Source organism: Micromonospora sp. CPCC 205561, from assembly GCF_036906775.1.
Taxonomy (GTDB): domain Bacteria; phylum Actinomycetota; class Actinomycetes; order Mycobacteriales; family Micromonosporaceae; genus Micromonospora.
Genome location: NZ_JBAKHV010000015.1, coordinates 47,856 through 67,970 on the forward strand (window position 1 = coordinate 47,856; position 20,115 = coordinate 67,970).

General features: G+C 72.8%; 17 protein-coding genes and 1 tRNA gene. 8 read left to right on the forward strand and 10 right to left on the reverse strand.

Annotated elements, in window-relative coordinates; all coding sequences use genetic code 11:
* Positions 1 to 40 precede the first annotated feature (40 nt).
* Both V6V16_RS11015 and V6V16_RS11020 read left to right on the forward strand, forming a co-directional pair.
* A complete protein-coding gene (locus V6V16_RS11015) occupies positions 41 to 1,216 on the forward strand; it encodes a hypothetical protein (RefSeq protein WP_334561858.1) in 1,176 nt (391 codons plus the stop codon).
* A 295-nt stretch (positions 1,217 to 1,511) separates the two neighbouring features.
* Positions 1,512 to 1,955, forward strand: coding sequence for an HNH endonuclease (locus tag V6V16_RS11020; protein ID WP_334561860.1), 444 nt, complete (start codon positions 1,512 to 1,514; stop codon positions 1,953 to 1,955).
* 112 nt (positions 1,956 to 2,067) lie between these two features.
* Here the strand turns inward: V6V16_RS11020 and V6V16_RS11025 are convergent, their stop codons facing one another.
* Both V6V16_RS11025 and V6V16_RS11030 read right to left on the reverse strand, forming a co-directional pair.
* On the reverse strand, positions 2,068 to 2,841 hold the full coding sequence (locus tag V6V16_RS11025) for an enoyl-CoA hydratase/isomerase family protein (protein WP_334561861.1): 774 nt from the start codon (positions 2,839 to 2,841) through the stop codon (positions 2,068 to 2,070).
* 119 nt (positions 2,842 to 2,960) lie between these two features.
* Positions 2,961 to 5,354 carry a M4 family metallopeptidase gene (locus V6V16_RS11030; RefSeq protein ID WP_334561862.1) on the reverse strand — a complete coding sequence of 798 codons (2,394 nt, stop codon included), beginning with the start codon at positions 5,352 to 5,354 and terminating at the stop codon, positions 2,961 to 2,963.
* A 165-nt stretch (positions 5,355 to 5,519) separates the two neighbouring features.
* Here V6V16_RS11030 and V6V16_RS11035 point away from each other — a divergent pair, with 165 nt between their 5' ends.
* The gene (locus V6V16_RS11035; protein WP_334561863.1) at positions 5,520 to 6,059 is read left to right on the forward strand and encodes a hypothetical protein; all 540 of its coding nucleotides are present in this window, start codon (positions 5,520 to 5,522) and stop codon (positions 6,057 to 6,059) included.
* A gap of 51 nt (positions 6,060 to 6,110) precedes the next feature.
* On the opposite strand, the gene V6V16_RS11040 is transcribed toward V6V16_RS11035, so the two are convergent.
* From V6V16_RS11040 to V6V16_RS11050, 3 genes are all read right to left on the reverse strand, one after another.
* A complete protein-coding gene (locus V6V16_RS11040) occupies positions 6,111 to 6,530 on the reverse strand; it encodes a VOC family protein (protein WP_334561864.1) in 420 nt (139 codons plus the stop codon).
* Between the two features lie 57 nt (positions 6,531 to 6,587).
* A complete protein-coding gene (locus V6V16_RS11045; protein WP_334561866.1) occupies positions 6,588 to 6,989 on the reverse strand; it encodes an AraC family transcriptional regulator in 402 nt (133 codons plus the stop codon).
* Positions 6,990 to 7,062: 73 nt separating this feature from the next.
* On the reverse strand, positions 7,063 to 7,701 hold the full coding sequence (locus V6V16_RS11050; RefSeq protein WP_334561868.1) for a TetR/AcrR family transcriptional regulator C-terminal domain-containing protein: 639 nt from the start codon (positions 7,699 to 7,701) through the stop codon (positions 7,063 to 7,065).
* A 184-nt stretch (positions 7,702 to 7,885) separates the two neighbouring features.
* On the opposite strand from V6V16_RS11050, the gene V6V16_RS11055 reads away from it, so the two are divergent.
* Positions 7,886 to 8,113: a hypothetical protein gene (locus V6V16_RS11055; protein WP_334561870.1), complete on the forward strand. Its 228-nt coding sequence runs from the start codon at positions 7,886 to 7,888 to the stop codon at positions 8,111 to 8,113.
* A gap of 62 nt (positions 8,114 to 8,175) precedes the next feature.
* On the opposite strand, the gene V6V16_RS11060 is transcribed toward V6V16_RS11055, so the two are convergent.
* On the reverse strand, positions 8,176 to 8,850 hold the full coding sequence (locus V6V16_RS11060) for an HNH endonuclease family protein (protein WP_334561871.1): 675 nt from the start codon (positions 8,848 to 8,850) through the stop codon (positions 8,176 to 8,178).
* Positions 8,851 to 10,095: 1,245 nt separating this feature from the next.
* Here V6V16_RS11060 and V6V16_RS11065 point away from each other — a divergent pair.
* Positions 10,096 to 10,404 (forward strand): hypothetical protein, encoded by a 309-nt coding sequence (locus V6V16_RS11065; protein WP_334561872.1) that lies wholly within the window; start codon positions 10,096 to 10,098, stop codon positions 10,402 to 10,404.
* Between the two features lie 1,603 nt (positions 10,405 to 12,007).
* On the opposite strand, the gene V6V16_RS11070 is transcribed toward V6V16_RS11065, so the two are convergent.
* Positions 12,008 to 12,084 (reverse strand) — tRNA-Thr (locus V6V16_RS11070).
* A gap of 328 nt (positions 12,085 to 12,412) precedes the next feature.
* Between V6V16_RS11070 and V6V16_RS11075 the strand changes: the two genes are divergently transcribed.
* On the forward strand, positions 12,413 to 13,504 hold the full coding sequence (locus V6V16_RS11075) for an ABC transporter ATP-binding protein (RefSeq protein ID WP_334561873.1): 1,092 nt from the start codon (positions 12,413 to 12,415) through the stop codon (positions 13,502 to 13,504).
* Positions 13,505 to 13,739: 235 nt separating this feature from the next.
* Here the strand turns inward: V6V16_RS11075 and rlmB are convergent, their stop codons facing one another.
* On the reverse strand, positions 13,740 to 14,876 hold the full coding sequence (rlmB, locus tag V6V16_RS11080; protein ID WP_334561875.1) for a 23S rRNA (guanosine(2251)-2'-O)-methyltransferase RlmB: 1,137 nt from the start codon (positions 14,874 to 14,876) through the stop codon (positions 13,740 to 13,742).
* Entirely contained in the window at positions 14,876 to 16,291 is a 1,416-nt protein-coding gene (cysS, locus tag V6V16_RS11085) for a cysteine--tRNA ligase (RefSeq protein ID WP_334561877.1), read from the reverse strand. Before cysS ends, rlmB begins: the two co-directional genes overlap by 1 nt.
* Before the next feature lie 63 nt (positions 16,292 to 16,354).
* On the opposite strand from cysS, the gene V6V16_RS11090 reads away from it, so the two are divergent.
* Entirely contained in the window at positions 16,355 to 17,002 is a 648-nt protein-coding gene (locus tag V6V16_RS11090; protein ID WP_334561878.1) for an IclR family transcriptional regulator, read from the forward strand.
* Between the two features lie 194 nt (positions 17,003 to 17,196).
* Complete coding sequence (locus V6V16_RS11095; protein ID WP_334561879.1) at positions 17,197 to 18,213, forward strand: hypothetical protein; 1,017 nt, start codon at positions 17,197 to 17,199, stop codon at positions 18,211 to 18,213.
* Between the two features lie 98 nt (positions 18,214 to 18,311).
* Here V6V16_RS11095 and V6V16_RS11100 read toward each other — a convergent pair whose 3' ends face one another.
* Complete coding sequence (locus V6V16_RS11100) at positions 18,312 to 20,000, reverse strand: S8 family serine peptidase (RefSeq protein WP_334561880.1); 1,689 nt, start codon at positions 19,998 to 20,000, stop codon at positions 18,312 to 18,314.
* Positions 20,001 to 20,115 lie beyond the last annotated feature (115 nt).

Sequence of the window (20,115 nt, forward strand, 5' to 3'; positions counted from 1 at the left end):
TGATCTAGGCTGATCGTCTGGGGTGAGCCGGGAGGTCGGGATGTCACCGCGCGGGGACGACGGCCCGCTCGTCGCCGACGTGCCGCGGGACGACGCGTACCCGCTGATCCGGGACGAGCGGGCCTGCATCGTGACCGCCCTGCGCCTCGGCTGGTGGATGGCGGACGCCTACCACCACGCGCAGACCGTCGAGCTGCTCGACGCCGGGGCCGGCCGGCCGGCGGGCGCCCCCGCGAAGCTCTCGAATCTGACCGAGATATCGGGTCGGCGACGCATGCGGATGTACCTGGAGGGCGTGGAGGTCGCGCTGGTCCAGATCGCCGAGCTGACCCGGCGCGTCGGCCCCGTGCCCGCCACCGCCGGGGCGCACACCCGGCTGGCCGACCCCGCCGTGGACGCCGACGCGCTGCTGCTCGCCCTCGACGATCTCAACGTGGAGCTGCTGCGCTGGACGATGGCGACCAACCAGCGGGTGGGGCTGGCGTACCGGCTGGGGCGCTCGCTGGCCGACACGGTCCGCTTCGGCGAGCCCGAGCAGGTGGCCCGCCGCTTCGGCGGCCGGCAGTTCGAGATCGGCCGCTGGCTGGGCGAGCTGGCCAGCGTGCTGCCGCCGTACTCGGCCGCCGTGGTCCGCCGCTCGCTGTCGGCGTGGGCGTCGGCGGTCACCCGGGCGGGCGTGGGCGACCACACCGAGGCGGGGCTGCCCGAGCTGGCCCGCGAGTTGCGCAACCAGGGCGAGCTCTGGCAGGGCGTGCTCACCGGCGGGCTGCACCCCCGGGACCTGCTGGACGAGGAGGACTACGCGATCGTCGCCCGGAACCTGATCATCCGGGACCGGAAGCTGGTGGTGCAGGCCGCCCGGGGGATCTTCTGGCCGGTGCTCGTGCCGCTGCTCGCGGTGCTGTTCGCCGTGGTCGGGGTGAGCGCGCTCGCCGCCGCCGGTTCGCCGGTCACCCGGGCCGCCGTGGCCCTGCTCGGGCTGGGCGCCGGACTGGCCGCGATCTGGCGTACCGTCTCGGGGCCCGCGCTCACGGTCGCCGCCGAGGTGAACCGGCCGCTGCTGGAGAGCGAGCTGACCGCCCGGATGGCCGTACGCATCGACCGGCCGCTGGCCGCCGCGAGGGCCGCCGGTCGGGCCCGCCGGCAGCGCCGCCCCGACGAGCCGGCGCCTCGATCGAAATCCGTTGCCCCGCTCTCCCCCGCCGACCTACCGTGATCACGCAAGGTCAACCACCGCCGCGGGAGTTCGTCATGTCGATGTCGCACGTCACCTGTGTGCCGTCGACGCCGTCCCCGGCGCGCCCCGGCACCCGGCAGCTCCTCCCGACGCGCCTGCCCGCGCGCCCGGCGACGCCGTCGGCCGGCGGCGGTGACCGCGCCGAAGACCCCGGGGGCGGCCGACCCGACTGACGTGTGCCCGCACGACGTCGAGCCGCCCGTCCACGCCGGACCGGGCGGCTCTTTCGCTGCCCGGCCCGTCCAGCTCGTCACCGCCACGGAGGGAGACACCGGTGGACGCCGTCCTCGTCGTCAACGCCGACCTCGGCCCGCTGCACCGGGTCACCGTCCAGCACGCGATCCGGATGCTCTGCCGGCGGGTCGCCGAGATCCACGAGGCCGAGCCGGACCGGGCGATCGGGGTGTTCCCGGTCCCCCGGGTCGTCCGCCTCGTCCGGTACGTGGTGACGCGCTGGCGGTTCAGCGCCGGCCCGGCCTGGTCGCGTGCCGGCGTGCTGCGCCGGGACGGGCGCTGCTGCGCGTACTGCGGCGGGCCGGCCGGCACCATCGACCACATCCTGCCCCGCTCGCGCGGCGGCCGGAACACCTGGCGGAACACGACGGCCGCCTGCTACGGGTGCAACCAGCGCAAGGGCGACCGGACGCCGGCCGAGGCGGGCATGCCGCTGCGGCACGAGCCGGCGGCCCCGAGCTGGGCGGCACTGGCCGGACGGTGACGGACCGGCCGGCGGGAACGGGGGGCCGCGTCGGGGGTACGCCCCCCCGGCGCGGCACCCGCCGGCCCCCGGCGCACCGGGTCCGGCGCGCCACCGCCCCGCCAGTTCCCGGTCAGCGGCGGGCGGGCGGCGTCCAGCCGAAGCGGGGCGGACGGCGCTCGTGGAAGGCCGCGACGCCCTCGCGGGCCTCGCCGCTGGCCCGGACCTGCCCGTGCCACCAGGCGATCCGGTCCTCGTCCGCCCGGCCGTCGACGATCTCCTTGGCGGCGGCGATGCTGAGCCGCGAGCGGGCGACCACGGCGGCGGTGAGCTCCGCCACCCGGGCGGCGAGCCCGTCGGCCGGCAGCACCTCGTCGACCAGGCCCACCCGCAGCGCCCGCTCGGCGTCGACCAGCTCGGAGGTGAAGAGCAGGTGCTTGGCCGCGGCGGGACCGACCAGCCGGGCCAGCCGCCGGGTGGTGGGCGCCGGGTAGACCAGGCCCAGCCGCGCCGGCGGCACGCCGAACCGCGCGTCGGCGGCGGCGACGCGCAGGTCGCAGGCGACGGCGAGCTGGCAGCCGCCGCCCACGCACGCGCCCCGGACGGCGGCGACGGTCGGCTTGCCGAAGGCGGCGAGCCGCTCCTCGGCGGCCACCGCGATGCTGGCGTCGCCGGCGTCCAGCAGCTCGTCCAGGTCGCCGAGGTCCGCGCCGGCGCAGAAGGTGTCCCCGGCGCCGGTGAGCACCAGCGCCCGGACGGCCGGGTCGGCCTCAAGCCCGTCGAGCAGCTCGGGCAGCCGCCGCCACATCGCGGTGGTCATCGCGTTGCGCCGGGCCGGATTCCTGATCACCACCGTCGCCACCGGCCCCGCCACCTCGACGAGCAGCTCCGCGTCCGCCACCGTCACCACCCCTTCGAGCGCCCCGGCCGCCGGAACCGGCGGCTTCGGTGCGGCGACCATAACGGCGGGGGCCCGGCGACCACCCGGGCGGGGTGGTCGCCGGGCCCGGCGACGGCGCGGTTACGTCAGGAGACGTTGAGCGCGGTGTCGTCCACGACGAAGGACGTCTTGAGCGACGCGTCCTCGGTGCCGGTGAACTTCAGGGTCACGGTCTGCCCCTTGTACGCGGCCAGCGAGAACGACTTCTGGCTGTACCCGGCGGCCTTGTTCAGGTTCGAGTACGTGGCGAGGGTCGCCAGCACCGTGCCGGAGGAGCTGAGCACCTGCACCCGCAGCGTGTCGTACGCGGTGCCGGTGGTGGTCTCCGCCGAGTCGACGTGCAGCCAGAAGCTGAGGTTGTACGACGTGCAGCCCGCCGGCAGGCTCACCGACTGGGCGAGCGTCTCGGTGCGGGTGGTCCCGTACCCGTTCATCCACGCGCTCCACGTGCCGGTGCGGGCCGGCTGGGCGGTGCCGTGCTGGCCGATGACGCCCGAGGTCTGCGTCCAGGCGGTGGCCCCGGACTCGAAGCCCGGGTTGGCGAGCTTCTGTCCCGGGCTGGTGCAGCCGCCGCCGGCGCCGTTCACGGTCAACGTGTAGGTGGCGCTGCGGGTGACCGCGCCGGCGCCGTTCACGGTGACCGTGTAGGTGCCCGCCGGCGTGCCGGCCGTGGTGGCGACGGTCAGGGTCGAGGAGCCGCCCGAGGTCACCGAGGCCGGGCTGAACGAGGCGGTCGCGCCGCTCGGCAGGCCGCTGGCCGACAGCGTCACGGTCTGCGCGGAGCCGCTGGTGGTGGCCGTGGCCACGGTGGTGGAGACCGAACCGCCCGGGTTCACCGCGCCGGAGGTCGGCGAGAGCGAGACCGAGAAGTCGTTGCCGGTCGAGCACGGCGCGTCGTTGCCGGCCACGTTCACCGCCGTCCAGGCCGCCTGCACGGTCCGGTACTCGGTGGAGCAGCTGCCGTACAGGTCGGTGGCGGCCCGCAGGCTGTACGCGCGGGCGGTGTTCGCCGGGTTGCTGGTGTTGACGTACGAGGTGTTGGACGTGAAGTACGCGTCCAGCGCCCGCCACCAGATCTTCTCGGCCTTGGCGCGGCCGATGCCGGTCACCGCCGGGGCGGAGCCGCAGATCGGCGAGGTGCCGTACGGGGTGGCCCCGGTGCCCTCGGCGAGGTTGAAGAAGAAGTGGTTGGCCACGCCGGACGAGTAGTGCACGTCCTTGCTCTTCGTGGCGGTGGACCAGCAGCTGTCGCCGGAGCCGTCCAGGGACGGGTTGTACATGTAGCGCAGCGGCGTGCCGTCGCCGTTGATGTTGATCTTCTCGCCGACCTGGTAGTCGCCCGGGTCGGCGGGGCTGTTGGCGTGGAACTCGACCATGTTGCCGAAGATGTCGCTGGTGGCCTCGTTGAGGCCGCCGGACTCGCCGGAGTAGGTCAGGCCGCCGGGCACGACGTTCTCGGTCACGCCGTGGCTCATCTCGTGGGCGGCCACGTCGATGGAGACCAGCGGCCGGGAGTTGCCGCTGCCGTCGCCGTACGTCATCCGGAGGCCGTCCCAGAAGGCGTTGACGTAGTTGTTGCCGTAGTGCACCCGGCTGGGCACGCCCCGGCCGTCGCCGAAGATGCCGTTGCGGCCGTGCACGTTCTTGAAGTAGTCGTACGTCTTGGCGGCGCCGTAGTGCGCGTCCACGGCGGCGGACTGCCGGTTGGAGGTGGCGCCGGTGCCCCAGGTGTTGTCGGCGTCGGTGATCGTGGTGCACGTCGACGTGCCGTTGTTCATGTCGCAGGTGGAGCCGTTGCCGCGCGCCGGGTCGATCATCTGGTACGTGCTGCCGGAGAGCGTGGTGTCGACCGTGACGGTGCCCGAGTAGACGCTGTTGCCCGTGCCGGCCACGGCCTCGATCTCGTCGTACGAGCCGATGACCGCGCCGGTGCCGGCGTCGGTGATGACGTGGAACCGGGACGGCGTCTGGCCGTCCGGGTGCCAGCCGGTCACGACGGTCTCCCAGGCCAGCCGGCCCTTGCCGGAGCTGGCGTCGACGAAGAGCTCCGGGGTGCCCACCGCCGTCAGCGTGCCGGAGAAGGCGGCCCGGGCGGTCTTCTTCGCGGCCGCCGCGGGAACCTTCGCCGCGGTGGGGAGGGTCAGCGGAGCGTCCAGGCCGACCGAGGAGCCGGCGTAGCCGCCGTTCGGGGCGGTGTGGATGACGAAGTCACCGCCGTACACCCGCAGGCCCTGGTAGGTCCGGGTGTAGCGGGTGTGCGCGGCGCCGTTCGCGTCCACCTTGGTGCTGTGCACCTGGTAGGACTCGGCGCCGGTGCCCTGGACGGCGCCGGGGTTGGCGCGCAGGACGCTGGCCGCGGCGGCAGCGGGCCCGCCCGGGGCGGGGGCGGTGGGGGGTGCCGCGAGCGCCGGGGTGGCGACGCCGGTCAGCAGGCCGCTGCCGAGCAGGGCCGCACCGACGGCGGCAAGGGGTCTCTTCACGTGCCCTCCTGGAGGCGATGCGTGACGGGGATAGTCACGCATGTAGATACAACGATGTGAAGAGACAAAAGAGAAGGGGTGATCGCGATTCCATCCCGATCAATGACCGTTCGGAGGAACCGGAGCTGGTGGGAACCCCGCCGACGCGCCGAGCGTCCGAGCGGCATGAGATCAGCTTCGATGGCCGGCGTCAGGGTCGTGCTGGCGGTGTCGGTCCTGTCCGGCTGCGCGACGCCCCAACCGCCGCACCGGGTGACGCCGCCGAAGAGCTTCCCGGCGGGCCCGTCCGCACCGACCACCGCGTCGCCCACCTCCGTACCGACGGCCGCGGCGGCGAGTGTCGTGCTGACCCGGTCGGGCGGGATCGCCGGGCGCGGCGACACGGTGACGGTGGAGCCCGACGGCCGGTGGACCGTCGTCGACCGCGCCGGGTCGCGGCGTACCGGCCGGCTCTCCGGCACGGACCTGGACCGGCTGCGCCGGCTCGTCGCCGACCCGGCCCTCGCCGCCGAGGCCGGCCGCCCGTCGACCACCACCGCCTGCCGGGACGCCTTCAGCTACCGACTCAGGGCCGGGGCGGTGCAGACCGGCTACGTGGACTGCCCGGACGGCGACGCGGCGACCACGACCCGGGCGGTGGTGGAGCTCCTGCTCGGGGCCACCGACCGGGCGGCGCCCGCCGGGACGGCGACACCTCAGAGGTGACCGGGGGCGTGCCGCCGGCGGCACGCCCCCCATCGCGACCCCGCCGCCGGGTCAGCCCCTCGGGAACATCTGGCCGATACGGATCTTGTTGCCGAACGGGTCGCGGATGCCGAAGTCGATCCCGTACGGGCGCTCCATCGGCTCGTCGGTGATGTCGACGCCCTTGGCGACCAGGTCCTCGTACGTCTTGCGCGCGTCGTCAGTGGTCATGAAGAGGTAGCCACCCAGCGCCCCCTTGGTGAGCAGCTCCCGGACCTGCTCGGCCGTGGCCGGGTCCAGCGCCGGCGGGCCCGGCTTCTCCAGCAGGATCTCGCGCTCCGGGTCGCCGGGCAGGTTCACCGTCAGCCAGCGCATGAAGCCGAGGTCCTGGTCGGTGTTGACCTCCAGGCCGAGCTTGCCGACATAGAAGTCGAGGGCCTCGTCCTGGTCGAGCACATAGATCTGGGAACGGCTGATCGCGTTCATCGTCATGCCGGGAACGCTACGGCAGGGCCCTGACCTGCTGCTTATCCAAAACTGACCACTCGCTCATCCGAAGCTGCTGGGGCGGGTCCAGGCCTTGGTGAAGCAGCCCGGCACGGCGGCGGAGGGCGGCTCGCGCCGGCGGTACGTCGACGGCGACTCCCCCACGATCCCCCGGAACGTGCGGCTGAACGTGCCCAGGCTGGAGAAGCCGACGGCGTAGCAGACGTCGGTGACGTCCCGGTCGGTGTGCAGGAGCAGGTACATGGCCCGCTCCACCCGCCGCCGCTGGAGGTAGCGGTGCGGGGTCTCGCCGAAGGTGGCCCGGAAGGTGCGGATGAAGTGCGCCTCGGAGACGTACGCGATCCGGGCCAGCGCGGGGATGTCCAACGCCTTGTCGTACGCGCGGTCCATGGCGTCCCGGGCGCGCAGCATGGCCCGGTTCGACTCCTCCGTCGCCCTGCTCACGCCGCCCAGCATAGGCGCGGTTCGGACCGTCTCCCGGTGGGCCGCCCCTGCCGCGCGCCGCCGCCGGGGCCCGCTACCTCGGCGCGGTGGCCAGGATGGCGTCCAGGCCGTGGTCGAAAAGCTCGTCGTCGCTCCACCGGGCATCGTCGAGGTGGCCCGAGGCGCCGAGGGTCGGGTAGGCGCCGGGATTCGCCGCGATGTGCCGCCGGGCCTCGGTCCGCGCGCCCGGATCCGCTGCCTGGCGCCACGTGGCCTCGGTCAGCGCGGCCCCGACGACGAAGTTGGCGAGCAGGCGGGTGGCCACCGCCAGTCGGCGGTCGGCGAAGCCACCGCGGACCAGGGCCGACTGGAGGAACTCCGTGCGCGCGAGCACGTTGGGGCCGAGCATGGGACGCCCGATCAGGTTCGCCGCCCACGGGTGGCGGAGGATGGCCGCACGCCAGTCCCGGGCCAGCGTGCGGACGTCGTCGCGCCAGTCGCCCACGGCGGGCGGGAGCCGTACGTCGCCGAAGATCTGGTCGACGGCCAAATCCAGCACGTCGTCCTTCGTCTTCACGTGCCAGTACAGCGCGGTGGGGGTGACGCCGAGCCGCTGGGCCAGGCGACGCATCGTCAGGCCGTCGATACCGTCCCCGTCGAGCAGGGTGACCGCCTCGTCGACGATGCGTTCACGGCTCAGTGGCGGCGTACGGCGCGGGCGGTCGGGCTCCACGCGCAGCCACACAGAGCCGGCGGCCCCGCGTCGACCGGCCGACTCCGCGCGTGGTGCCTGCTCTGATCGGGTGTCGTCCACCCGGACCACACTAGTACAGCGCTTGGTTGACTTAACGATGGTAAGTTGCTCGACAGACGTTAGGTGGCGCGCTCGGATCACCTGACGCGGCGGGAGGCCGGGCATGCCCCTCATGCGGATCCATCTCGACACCGACCCGACGACAGCGCGCCGGGTCCTGGCCCTGCACCTGGCGGGGAAGCACCACCACGAGTCGCGCGACGCCGCCCGGAGCGAGGTCTGGCGCCTGGGCCGCACCCCCGCCGCCGAGCCGGTCTTCGTCGGCGTCACCAACGGCCGGCCCGTCCGCCTGATCTACGACGTGGAGGTCCACCTGGACACGACGCGGTGAGCCGGGGCGGGGCGCCGGCACGCGACGGAGCACCGGAAACGGACGCGGGTGGTGCGCGGGACTCAGGAGCCGCAGGTGTTGAGCATGCCCTGCAACGCGGACTTCTCCGAGGACTGGAGGGTGAGACCCCAGTTGTACTTCACGTTGATCCACATCTTGCTGTAGGTGCAGCGGTAGGAGGAGAGGGGCGGCTGCCACGTCGAGGGGTCCTGGTCGCCCTTGGCCTGGTTGACGTTGTCCGTCACCGCGATCAGCTGCGGGCGGCTCAGGTCGTTGGCGAAGCTCTGCCGGCGGCTCGTCGTCCAGGAGTTGGCGCCCGAGCGCCACGCCTCGGCCAGGGGCACCACGTGGTCGATGTCGACGTCGGAGGCCGCCGACCAGGTCGCCCCGTCGTACGGGCTGTACCAGCGGCCAGAGGTCGCGGCGCAGGAGCTGGCGACCACGACGGAGGTGCCGTCGCGCTTCAGGACCTGCTCGCGGGTGTCACACGTCCCGCTGACGGTGATCCAGTGCGGGAACAGGTCCCGCGAGTAGCCGGCCATCGACCCGTGCGCCGCCACCGTCAGGGCGTTGAGCTGGGACTGCGCCGTACTCTTCGACGGTATGCCGGGAGGCGTGGCCGAGGCCGGCTGGGCGTGCACGGCGGCCAGGGAGGCCCCCGCGAGGGTGGCGACCACGATCACGGCGGCGCGGTTCCTGGCACGCGCGACGAAGGTGGCAGCGGGTGCGATCGGCATGAGCGGTGGCCTTTCGTCAGGGATGGACGGCAACGGTCCCTGACGATCATGTCAATCGAAGGTCTTGCACGTAAAGGATCTCCGTCCGGTCATTGACATCCCAGCGGCGGCGGCCGCCGAGGTGTGGGGGACCACGACCTTGGCCGCCCCTCGGAACCGGGCACCGTGATGGTGCCCACCCACCCCGGCAGCTCGTTCGCCTGGCCGCCTGAGCCCGCGCCGAGGGCGGCCGGGCTGCCTGGTGTCCCGCCTGCGCGGTTGACAGCACACCGTCGTGTCGCTGCTGACGGAGCCTCGACGGATGCGGCAGGCCCTCGGCAGGCTCGACGGGGAACTCTCCTGCCCCCCGGCTGTTGTCAGCATCGCCGCCAGAAGCCGACGCGCGACCGTGCCCGGCGCGGAACGCCTGGGTTGGCACTTCCTGCTGGCTGGCGGCCTCAACTGCGGAAACGTAGTTGGCGCCGCAGGAGCTTGCTTGATCACTCCGCGCACATCGGATTTTCAACCGTCGTGGTCGGGTCCGATCACCAGGTACGACCTGGCCCTCGTGCCGCTTACGTGCATGGCAGAGGCAGCGAATCCCGGCAGAAGGCCGGCCGCTCGCGGCAGATGGTCCACACCCATGGGCGGCTTGACCGCGACCCGGCAACTCGCCTCCGCACCGATCGCCATCACCACCTCAAGAGGAAGTAGATCGCGGCCAACAACGACGCGTTGGACGTGGCCCATCGGCCAGTCCCAGCGCATACACCGCCACCAGGAGTTGCTGCGCATCCTGCGTACCATCCGATCGAGCAGACCCCGACCGAGCTGGAACTACATATCATGCTGGGCAGCTACGCCACCCACATGACGCCCGCCATCCAACAAGGCCTCATTGAGCACCCCAGTTTCACCTGGACTTCACGGCGAGCTACTCGTCGTGGCGCGACCCTGGTCAAAGTGGCGCGACCCTGGTCGAACTGGTTCCGCGGTCGAACTGGTTCCGCGAACCAGCCTACCGCAAACCACGCCGGTTGGCCCAGCGCAGTCTCGCCGACCTGAAAGCCGACGTAACCGCCTGGATCGCGGCATGGAACGCCGACTCAAGCCGTCTACCTGGACTGAGACGCCAGACGACATCCTCGAAACAACCGTCGCGCCCTACCAACGATTAACAACTGCCGACATCAGGCGCGAGTGAATTGACAGTGATTGATTCTCGTGGCAGGCTCGGGGCATCCCTTCGAACAGAACGGAGCTTCAATGCGCGCGATTCGAAAGATCCTCGCTGCCACCGCCGTCACCGGCGCGACCGCTGTGTCCCTGCTGGCGGGTGCGGCCCCCGCGTCCGCGGATGCTGGAGCCAACGCAGTCGGCTGGTACACGGGTTACGGCTCGGGATCCTCCGCCTCGCTCGCCATCTGGTCGGCGGAGAACGACGCCAAGTGGAAGGCCCAGATGGGCGGCTTCAACACGTACCTCGACTGCCGCACGACCTACAGCAGCAGCTCCAAGGTCAGCGACTACTACTACACCGCCAACGTGCAGCTGTACTGCTACACCTTCAGCTGAGCCACCGCTCGCCGATCACCGGAAGGAGTTCGTCGGGCACCGCCAGGCGCACTCCTTCCGGTCGTCGGTGACTTGCCCGGGGCGCGGAGGATGCATCAGCTCGTCGGCGGACGCACGACGTCGCCGCCGTGCGTCCGCTGGCCGACCAACACTCCGCTCCCCGGGCCGCTTCCTCGCCGCCACCCAACAACATCGTCGTCTGGTTCGAGAGGCCCGGCTCTCCCTCAATAGTTTGCCACAGCCGACTGGATCAGCCGCGCTGATTACCTTCGCTCGCCGTGCCATTCTTGACTTGGCTGTGCGCGGACTTCCGGTCGAACAGGACCCTAGGCGAGGAGAGCCCGCACGCCTGGTTGATCCCTTTGCGGAATTGAATATGTGCCCTCGGACGCCTTCTCCATCCAGCATCGCGGACATGGGTGAAGGATCGGAGCTGTGGCGAGGTTTCTGCTGGATCGGGTCAAGAACCTGGAAAGCTATCGACGGCACCTCCGGAACGTCAATGTAATGTGATTCGCCTTCGGTCGTTCAGACGTCGCGGAGACGTGTTTCGGGGACTCGGAGCTGGAATGCCTTGCGTTGCGCGCAGGAGACGTGCCGGCCTGTGCGGGCGGCGAGCCGGGACGCGCCCCACGGGTGTCAAGATCAAGCATCTGACCGGAAGGACCCCGCATCATTCGCACTGCCGTTTCCGCCGTTGCAGGAGCAACGCCGGATCGTGGCGAGGGTGAACGAGCTGATGAGCCTGTGCAACCAGTTGGAGCGGCAACTGCCGACAGTCGCAAGGCGTCGCCAAGCACTTCTTGATTCCCTAGTGCGTAAAGCCCTGAGTTCCGCTGGCTAGCCGCTGGACCCGACCTGCGCCGGTAGCGCTAGTGGACCCAGGGTCCCGCTCGCCATTCCGTCTGCCATCCACCGCCCTTCGGGGCACGGGCCGCCGCCCGGCCCGCCATGGCAAGCGGACCTGGACACACGTACGGACGCTGGCGGGTCGGGCGGTGGTCTGCCCGGCCTGCCCGGGTCGATGGTGGGCGGGATGGCCTACCGCATCCACCCACGGACCGCGGCCCGTCGACGCAGCCCCGGCCATTCTGGAGCCGAGCGCCCGCACTAGCCGCAACCCCGCCCGCCCCAGATCGGCGACGCGCGGCCGGCGTCCGCTCCCCTTCGCCGCGCGGGCTCGTGGCCGCGCGGGCCCGGCCGGCTGCCGGCCCACCACACCACCGGTCAACCGCCTGTCGTTCTGCGGCGGCCCTTCCGGGCTTCCCCGCTGTCCGCGCCAGCCGCCGGGCGTCAGGCGTGCCGGCCGCAGAGCGACAGCGGCAGCGGCCGGCACGCGCCTCGGCGGCGGCGCGTGCGGCCCGTCAAGGGCCGCCTTGAAGCTCGCCGCCTACCTGCCCTACTGGCTGTCCGCGTACGTCACCGGCCTGAAGCCGACCACGGCACGCGGGTACGCCTGCACCTGATCACCGGCCCGCCGCACCAAACGGCTCGATGGGTTGCAGGTCCGACACGTCAAGGCATTCACGGAGGAGCTCCGCCGCAAGTGCCTCTGTCGACCCGGCACTCACGGCAGCGCCCGTCGCGGAACGCCTGATGGAATTGGAGCCCCCGGCCGGGATCGAACCGGCGACATCTCGCTTACAAGGCGAGTGCTCTGGCCAGCTGAGCTACAGGGGCGTGTGGTGCCGACGTCAGCATAGCGACTGACGTCCGGTTTTCTCCCTCGGCAGGCCCCCCGACCACCGGAAACGTCGGCGGCCCCGCGCCGACGGCCCTCGTGGCGGTCGATTGATGTCCGCCCGTGCCCGAGTGACCGGAATGTCTATGCCGCCCGTCCCATCCCGGGCTCTCCGCCTTGGCAGGTGACGGAAAGCCGTTTACCGTGCAGTGACACGGACGACATCTCGATCATCGAGGCGTCGCCCGTGGGCCGGCGCCCCCGTGCCGGCCGCTCCTTCACTCGGATCGTCCGGCACGTTCCTGCCGGTGAAAGGAAGCACCCACCATGGCTACGGTCACCTACTCCAAGGCGTCCCGGATCTACCCGGGCCAGGAGCGTCCCGCCGTCAACCAGCTCGACCTGGAGATCGGCGACGGCGAGTTCCTCGTCCTGGTCGGCCCCTCCGGTTGCGGCAAGTCCACCAGCCTGCGCATGCTCGCCGGCCTGGAGGACGTCGACCAGGGCTCGATCCACATCGACGACCGGGACGTCACCCACCTGCCGCCCAAGGCCCGCGACATCGCGATGGTCTTCCAGAACTACGCCCTCTACCCGCACATGACGGTCTACGAGAACATGGCGTTCGCGCTCAAGCTGCGCAAGACCTCGAAGGCCGAGATCGACCGGCGGGTGAAGGAGGCGGCGGCGCTGCTCCAGCTGGAGGAGTACCTGAGCCGCAAGCCGAAGGCGCTCTCCGGCGGTCAGCGCCAGCGGGTGGCCATGGGCCGGGCGATCGTCCGCGAGCCGCAGGTCTTCCTCATGGACGAGCCGCTGTCGAACCTCGACGCGAAGCTGCGCGTGCAGACCCGTACCCAGATCGCGTCGCTCCAGGCGAAGCTGGGCGTCACCACCGTCTACGTCACCCACGACCAGGTCGAAGCCATGACGATGGGCCACCGGGTGGCGGTCATGCTCGACGGCGTGCTCCAGCAGGTGGACACCCCGCGGGCGCTCTACGACAGCCCGGCCAACGTCTTCGTCGCCGGCTTCATGGGCTCCCCCGCCATGAACATCAAGACCGTGCCGCTGAACGAGCGGGGCGCCGCGTTCGCCGACCTGCACATCCCGCTCACCCGCGAGCAGGTCGAGGCGGCGCGCGCCGACGGCGGCAACAGCAAGGTGACCGTCGGCTTCCGTCCCGAGGACTGCGACCTGGTCAGCCCCACCGAGGGCGGCATGCCGGTCGTGGTCGAGCTGGTCGAGGACCTCGGCTCGGACGCCAACATCTACGGCCACGCCGCGCTCGAGGGCAGCAACGAGCGCTTCGTGGTCCGCACCGACCGGCGCACGATGCCGAACATGGGCGACACCGTGTTCGTCAAGCCGCGCGAGGGCCGCAGCCACGTGTTCAACGCGAGCACCGGCAACCGCATCTGACGTACGACCAGACGGGGGTGCCGCCGATCGGCGGCACCCCCGTCGTCGTGTCGGGTCCTTCTCCGGTCCTCGCCGCGGTGCCCGGCACGGGCACTTCCTGACCGGCGTCCCGTTCGCCGGCCGCGCTGGCCGGCACCGCCGCCGTTCACCCGCCGGCCCACGCTGGCCCCGCACGGCGCGGACGGGCGAAGGGCGGCCCGCCACCGGCGGACCGCCCTTCTGTGGATCTGCGGGATCAGCTGTCGGCGGCCCGGCGGCGCGCCACCTCGGCGAGGGTGACGGCGGCGGCGACGCTGGCGTTGAGCGACTCGACGTCGGAGACCATCGGGATGCTGACCGTGAGGTCGCAGGTCTCGCCGACCAGCCGGGAGAGCCCTCGGCCCTCGGAGCCGACCACCACGACCAGCGGGCCGACGGCGGCCTCCAGGTCGTAGAGGTCCGTCTCGCCGTCGGCGTCCAGGCCCACCACCAGGAAGCCCGCCTCCTGGCAGGCCTTGAGCGACCGGGTCAGGTTGGTCACCTGGGCGACCGGCACCCGTGCGGCCGCGCCCGCGCTGGTGCGCCAGGCGGTCGCGGTGATCCCGGCGGCCCGCCGCTCCGGCACGAAGACACCCTGCGCGCCGAAGGCGGCGGCGGAGCGGATCACCGCGCCGAGGTTGCGCGGGTCGGTCACCCCGTCCAGCGCCACCAGCAGCGGGGCGGTCTGCTCGACCGCCGCCGCGACGAGGTCCTCGAAGGGCTCGTACGCGAACGGCGGCACCTGGAGGCCGACCCCCTGGTGCAGCACGCCGCCGGTCATCCGGTCGAGCTCGGCCCGGCTGATCTCCAGGTTCGCGATGCCCCGGTCGGCGGCCGTGCGGATGATCTCGTTGACCCGGTCGTCCATGTCGATGCCCTGCGCGGTGTAGAGCGCGGTCGCCGGCACCTGGGCGCGCAGCGACTCCAGCACCGGGTTGCGCCCGACCAGCAGCTCCGGGGTGTCCTTCGACGGGTTGGACTTGCGGCCCGGGGCCACCCGGGGACCGCCGCGACCGGCGGCCCGGCCACCGCCCTTGCCGCCCGTGCCGCGCCCGCCGCCCGCGGGCGTGCCCCGGCCGCCACCCTTGCCCCAGGTGGTGTCCTTGCTGCCCGGCTGGCCGATCTTGGGGGCACGCCCCTCCTCGGCCGCCGCGCGGCGCTCCTTGTCCTGCTTCCAGGCGGTGCGCTGGGGCAGCTTCTCGGTGCCCGAGTAGGCCTTGTGCCAGGGCCGCTCGTCGGCGGGGAGCGTTTTGCCGCGCCCGGTGAGGGAGTCCCTGTTCTTGCCACCGGAGCCCTTCGGGGCTCCCGCCTTCGGCGTCAGTCGCCGGCCACGGCGCTGCGAGTTGCCGGCCATCAGTCCTGCTCTCCAATAGTCCAACGGGGGCCCTGGGGGGTGTCCTCGACCGCCACTCCGGCCTGCTTGAGCTGATCGCGTACGGCGTCCGCGGCGGCCCAGTCCTTGCGAGCGCGGGCCTGGGCGCGCTGCTCCAGGGCCAGCGCGACCAGCGAGTCCAGCACGCCGCGCAGGTCGTCGGCGCGGCCCCCGCCGGTCCACGCCGGGTCGAGGGGGTCGACCCCGAGGATATCCAGCATCGCGCGGGCGGCGGCGAGCGTCGTGCGGACGGTCACATCGTCGCCGTCGGTCAGCGCGGTGTTGCCGTCGCGGACCACCTCGTGCAGGACGGCGAGCGCGGCGGAGGTGTTCAGGTCGTCGTCCATCGCCGCCGCGAAGGCGGCGGGCAGCTCACCGAGCTGGCCGGTGCCGACCCGCTCGGCGGCCCGCTGCACGAACCCCTCGATCCGGCGGTACGCGACGGCCGCCTCGCGCAGCGCGTCCTCGGAGTAGTCGATGCGGGAGCGGTAGTGCGCGGCGGCGTAGTAGTAGCGCAGCTCCACCGGACGCACCCCGAGCGAGTCGACGTACGTCAGGTCGAGGGCGTTGCCGAGCGACTTGCCCATCTTGGCGCCGCCGATGCTGAGCAGCCCGTGGTGCACCCAGTAGCGGGCGAACGGCAGCCCGGCCGCCTGCGACTGGGCGATCTCGTTCTCGTGGTGCGGGAAGGTGAGATCCAGCCCGCCGCCGTGGATGTCGAACTCGGCGCCGAGGTAGCGCCAGCACATCGCGGAGCACTCGATGTGCCAGCCCGGCCGGCCCCGCCCCCACGGCGACGGCCAGTACGCGTCCGCCGGCTCGTCGGGCTTGGCGCCCTTCCACAGGGCGAAGTCGCGGGGGTCGCGCTTGCCCCGGTCGGGGGCGTCCCCGGCCGACTGCATCGCGTCCGGCGACTGCCCGGACAGGGAGCCGTACGCCGGCCACGAGCAGACGTCGAAGTAGACGTCGCCGGATCCGTCGGTGGCCGGGTAGGCGTGCCCGTCGGCGATCAGCTTGGCGATCAGCTCGTGCATCTCCGGGACGTGCCCGGTGGCCCGCGGCTCGTACGTCGGGGGCAGCACGTTCAGCGCCCGGTAGGAATCGGCCAGGACAAGCTCGTTGGCGTACGCGATCGACCAGAACGGCTGCTCCCGCTCCGTCGCCTTGACCAGGATCTTGTCGTCGATGTCGGTCACGTTGCGGATGAAGGTGACCTCGTAGCCGGCGGCGAGCAGCCAGCGGCGCAGCACGTCGTAGTTGACGCCGGAGCGAAGGTGACCGATGTGCGGGGGTGCCTGGAGGGTGAGACCACACAGGTAGACCCCCACCTTGCCGGCTTCCCGCGGGACGAAGTCCCGCACCGATCGGGTGGCGGTGTCATACAGGCGTAGCGTCACCGTACAAGGGTAGCCGTCCACGCCTTCGGCGGTTGTCCGGAGCCGGGTCGTACGCTGCTGCTCGTGGAGACGACGGCGCGGGGCGGCGAGACGGCGCAGACGCTGGACCGGGGGCTGCGGCTGCTGCACCTGGTCGCCGACGCGTCGGGCGGGCTGACCGTCACCGAGGCGGCGAACCGGCTGGGCGTCGGCCGGGCGGCCATCTACCGGCTGGTCGGCGCGCTCGCCGCGCACGGCATGGTGCGCCGGGACGGCACCGGCCGGCTGCGCCTCGGCGCCGGGGTGCTGCACCTGGCCAGGCGGGCCCAGCCGCTGCTCGCCGAGGGGGCACTGCCCGCGCTGCGCCGGCTGGCCGAGCAGGCCGGCGCGACCGCCCACCTGACCGTGGTCGAGGGCGGCGAGGGGGTCGCGCTCGCCGTCGTCGAGCCGAGCTGGACGTCGTTCCACGTCGCGTACCGCACCGGGGCACGCCATCCGCTGGAGCGCGGGGCGGCCGGGCGGGCCATCCTCGCCGGCCGCGCGGGCACCGCCGGCCCGGTGAGCACCGCCGGGGAGCTCCAGCCCGGGGCGTACGGCGTGGCCGCCCCGGTGCTCGGGGTGCCGGGGCTGGAGGCGAGCGTCGGGGTGGTGGCGCTGGCCCCGCTGGACGCCGAGGCGGTCGGCGCCCAGGTCCTCGCCGCGGCCACGGCCGTCGCCGCCGCCCTCTCCTGAGCCGCCGCTCCTCGCCGAACCGCGGGCCCGCTACCTGGCCCGGACCGCTCCCGAGCGTCGACCGCACCCGGCGGAGGCTTCTTTACCACGCCGGTCGGCGGTCGTGCGGGTTGTCCACAGTCGGCGGTCGGCCGGGTGGCACCGGTTGTCCACAGGGCTGCCGGGGGCGCCCGGCCGACGGGCACGCTCTCCGCATGCCACCTCGACCGCACCGGCCCGGCCCGCTCGCCTGGCAGGTCTTCCGCGGCTCCGACGCGATCCGGCAGGGGCTCGTCACCGAGCACCAGCTGCGCAGTTCGGCCTGGCTGCGGCTGCGCCACGACGTCTACGCCGACGCCCGGCTGGAACGCGACCACGCCCTCGCGTGCCGGGCCGCCGCCCTGCGGCTTCCGCCCGAGGCCGTCGTCGCCGGCCCCTCGGCGGCCTTCCTGCACGGCGTCACGCACGCCGCCTCCTTCACCGACGACGTGCACGTCGTCGTCCCGAGGGCGACGCGGCTCGGTGCGCAGCGGGGCCTGCGCGTGCACTCCACGGGCCCGGCCGCGGCGCCGCCACCCGCCCCCGCCGGCCGGCCACGCGTCGGCGCGGGCGTCGGGGCCCACCGACCCGGGGGCGGCCCGAGCGCGGCGGGGTCGCGGGGCGCGGGCGGCCTGCGGGTGGGGGAGCTCCGGACCGCCGGCCCACCGGCCGGCACCGAGCCGACCACGGCGGCGTGGGAGACGGCGGTCTGGATCGAACCGCTCCGGGCGGTGGGCATCGTGGACACCATGCTCCGACAGGGGCTGACCACCCGCGCGGCGCTCGCCGAGATTTCGGGGCGCCACGCCGAGCGGCCCGGCGGGCGCCGGGCACGCTGGGTGTTCGGGCTCGCGGACCCGGGTGCCCGCTCGCCGGCGGAGTCCGAGCTGCGGGTGCGGCTGGTGCTGGCCGGGCTGCCGCGCCCCGCCGCCCGGCACCCGGTCCGGGTCGCCGGTGGGCTGGTGGTGCACGCCGACCTGGCGTGGCCGGCCTACCGGGTGGCGGTCGCGCACGGTGGCGAGGAGGCCGGCGCACCCGCCGGTTCCCCGGGCGGCGAACTGGACCGGTTGGCTGGGTTCGTCGGCGCCGGCTGGCTCGTGCTGCCGGTGACCGGCCGCCGACTGCGCCACGACTTCCCGGCTGTCCTGCGCGAGGCCCGGGCCGCGCTCGCCGCCCGTGGCTGGCGCCCGTGAACCGGGCACCCCGGGCACCGGTCCGCCGGCCGTCCGCCCGCCGCCGGACGCGCCGAGGGCCCGGCCGAGGGTGTCGGCCGGGCCCCCGCTGTCCGCCGTTACGGGCGGGCGTTGGGCTTGAGCGGGGTCTTCACCGCCGCGTACGCGTCGACGATGCCGTAACCGTAGAAACCGTTGAAGTTGAGGCTGCCGGCGCAGTACGCGTCGAACTCGGCGTCGCGGCCCTCGTTGGCGTACGACTGGAGGCGCGGCTCCGGGCAGGCGTGCTCGGCCGCCGTCCGGTAGAGGTGCTGCTCCACCAGCTTCGGCGCCATGCCGTAGCCGCCGTTCCGCTCCTTCTTGCCGTGCTTGCTGACGATCAGCGCGGCGACGCCGGAGGCGTGCGGGGCCGCCATCGAGGTGCCCTGCAGGTAGGTGTAGTACCCGCACTCGCCGTTGGCCTTGCACTCCTTGAAGACCGTCTCCTCGAACCCGGCGACGATGTTGCCGTCCGCGTCGACCGACCCCTCCTCCTGGAGCACCTTCTTCGGGTACGTCGAGAGGATCATGTTGGCGTCGGTGCGGTAGGTGTCCGTGCCGAAGCCGTCACGGAACCAGCCGCCCGGCGCCGCCACCGCGGTCTGCTCGGTGCCGTAGTTCGAGTAGTCCGACTTCTTGCCGGACGGCCCGACCGCCGACACGCTGATCACGTTCGGGCCCTCGGTGGGCAGGTCCCAGCAGCTGTCGTTGTCGATCGGGCGCGGGTAGGGCGCGGTGTCGCCGTAGTCCGGGCTCGACACGTCCGTACGCGGGGCGCCCAGGTCCTCGTGGTTGTTGCCCATCGCGCCGACCAGGGTGACGCCCCGGGCGTGGGCGAAGTTCAGCGCCCGCTTCACGGCCTTGATGGTGGCCCGCTGCTCGGCCTGGTCCTCGGGGGAGTCGGCCGGGTTGGCGGTGCAGTTGTAGAGCCACGGGTCGACGTAGAAGGACATGTTGACCACGTCCAGGCCGGCCTTGCCCGCGTGCAGCAGGCTGTTGACCACCGGCTCCAGGAAGAAGTAGCCGGAGTCCTGCCCGCCCTTGAGCTCGACCAGCGAGATGTTCGGGGCCACGCCGGAGAGGCCGAAACCGTTGGCGGCGGCGCCGATCGTGCCGGCCACGTGGGTGCCGTGCCCGCCGTCGTCGGTGCCGACCGGGTCGAGGCAGCTCGCCACCTCGCAGGGGCCGTCGACGTCCACCAGGTCCGGGGCGAAGTTGCGCGACAGCGCCCAGTTGAAGTTGGGCGCGATGTCGGGGTTGCTGGCGTCCACGCCGGTGTCCAGGACGCCGACGGTGACCCGGCGGTCGCCCGGTTCGACCTTGCGGGCCTGGTCGGCCCTGATCATTTCCAGGCCCCAGAGCTTCTCGTCCAGCGGGTCCATCTTCTTGCCACGCTTGGCGCCCGTGCCCTTGGCCGCGGCGGCGGCCAGCAGGTGCTCCTGCTCGACCCGGTCCAGCTTGGGCTTGCGGCCGATGGCCTTCTGCTCGGCGGCACCGATCAGCGCGGTGGCGGCGGTGGCCTTCGCGGCGAAGTCCGCCCGGTCGCTGGTCACCCGGAACATGCCGACGTCGTCGGAGCGGGAGACCACCGTGCCGCCGGCCGACCGGATGGCGGCGATGGCGGCGTCCGCCGACACGCCGTCCTCGGCGACGACGGTGAAAGTACGGGCACTGCTCGGCTCGGCACTGGCCGGCACGCTCATGCCCGTCACCGCAAGTGCCAGCGCGGTCGCGGACGCGACGGCACCGGCGGTGAAGCGCTTGCTCACCACATCGGATCCTCTCGTTGAGGGACGTGGCAGCCATCAGACATCACCGGTGAGCATTCCGCCAGGGCAGCGTCGGCTATGACGTGAATCTGTTTTTCATCCGCTATGGACCCGG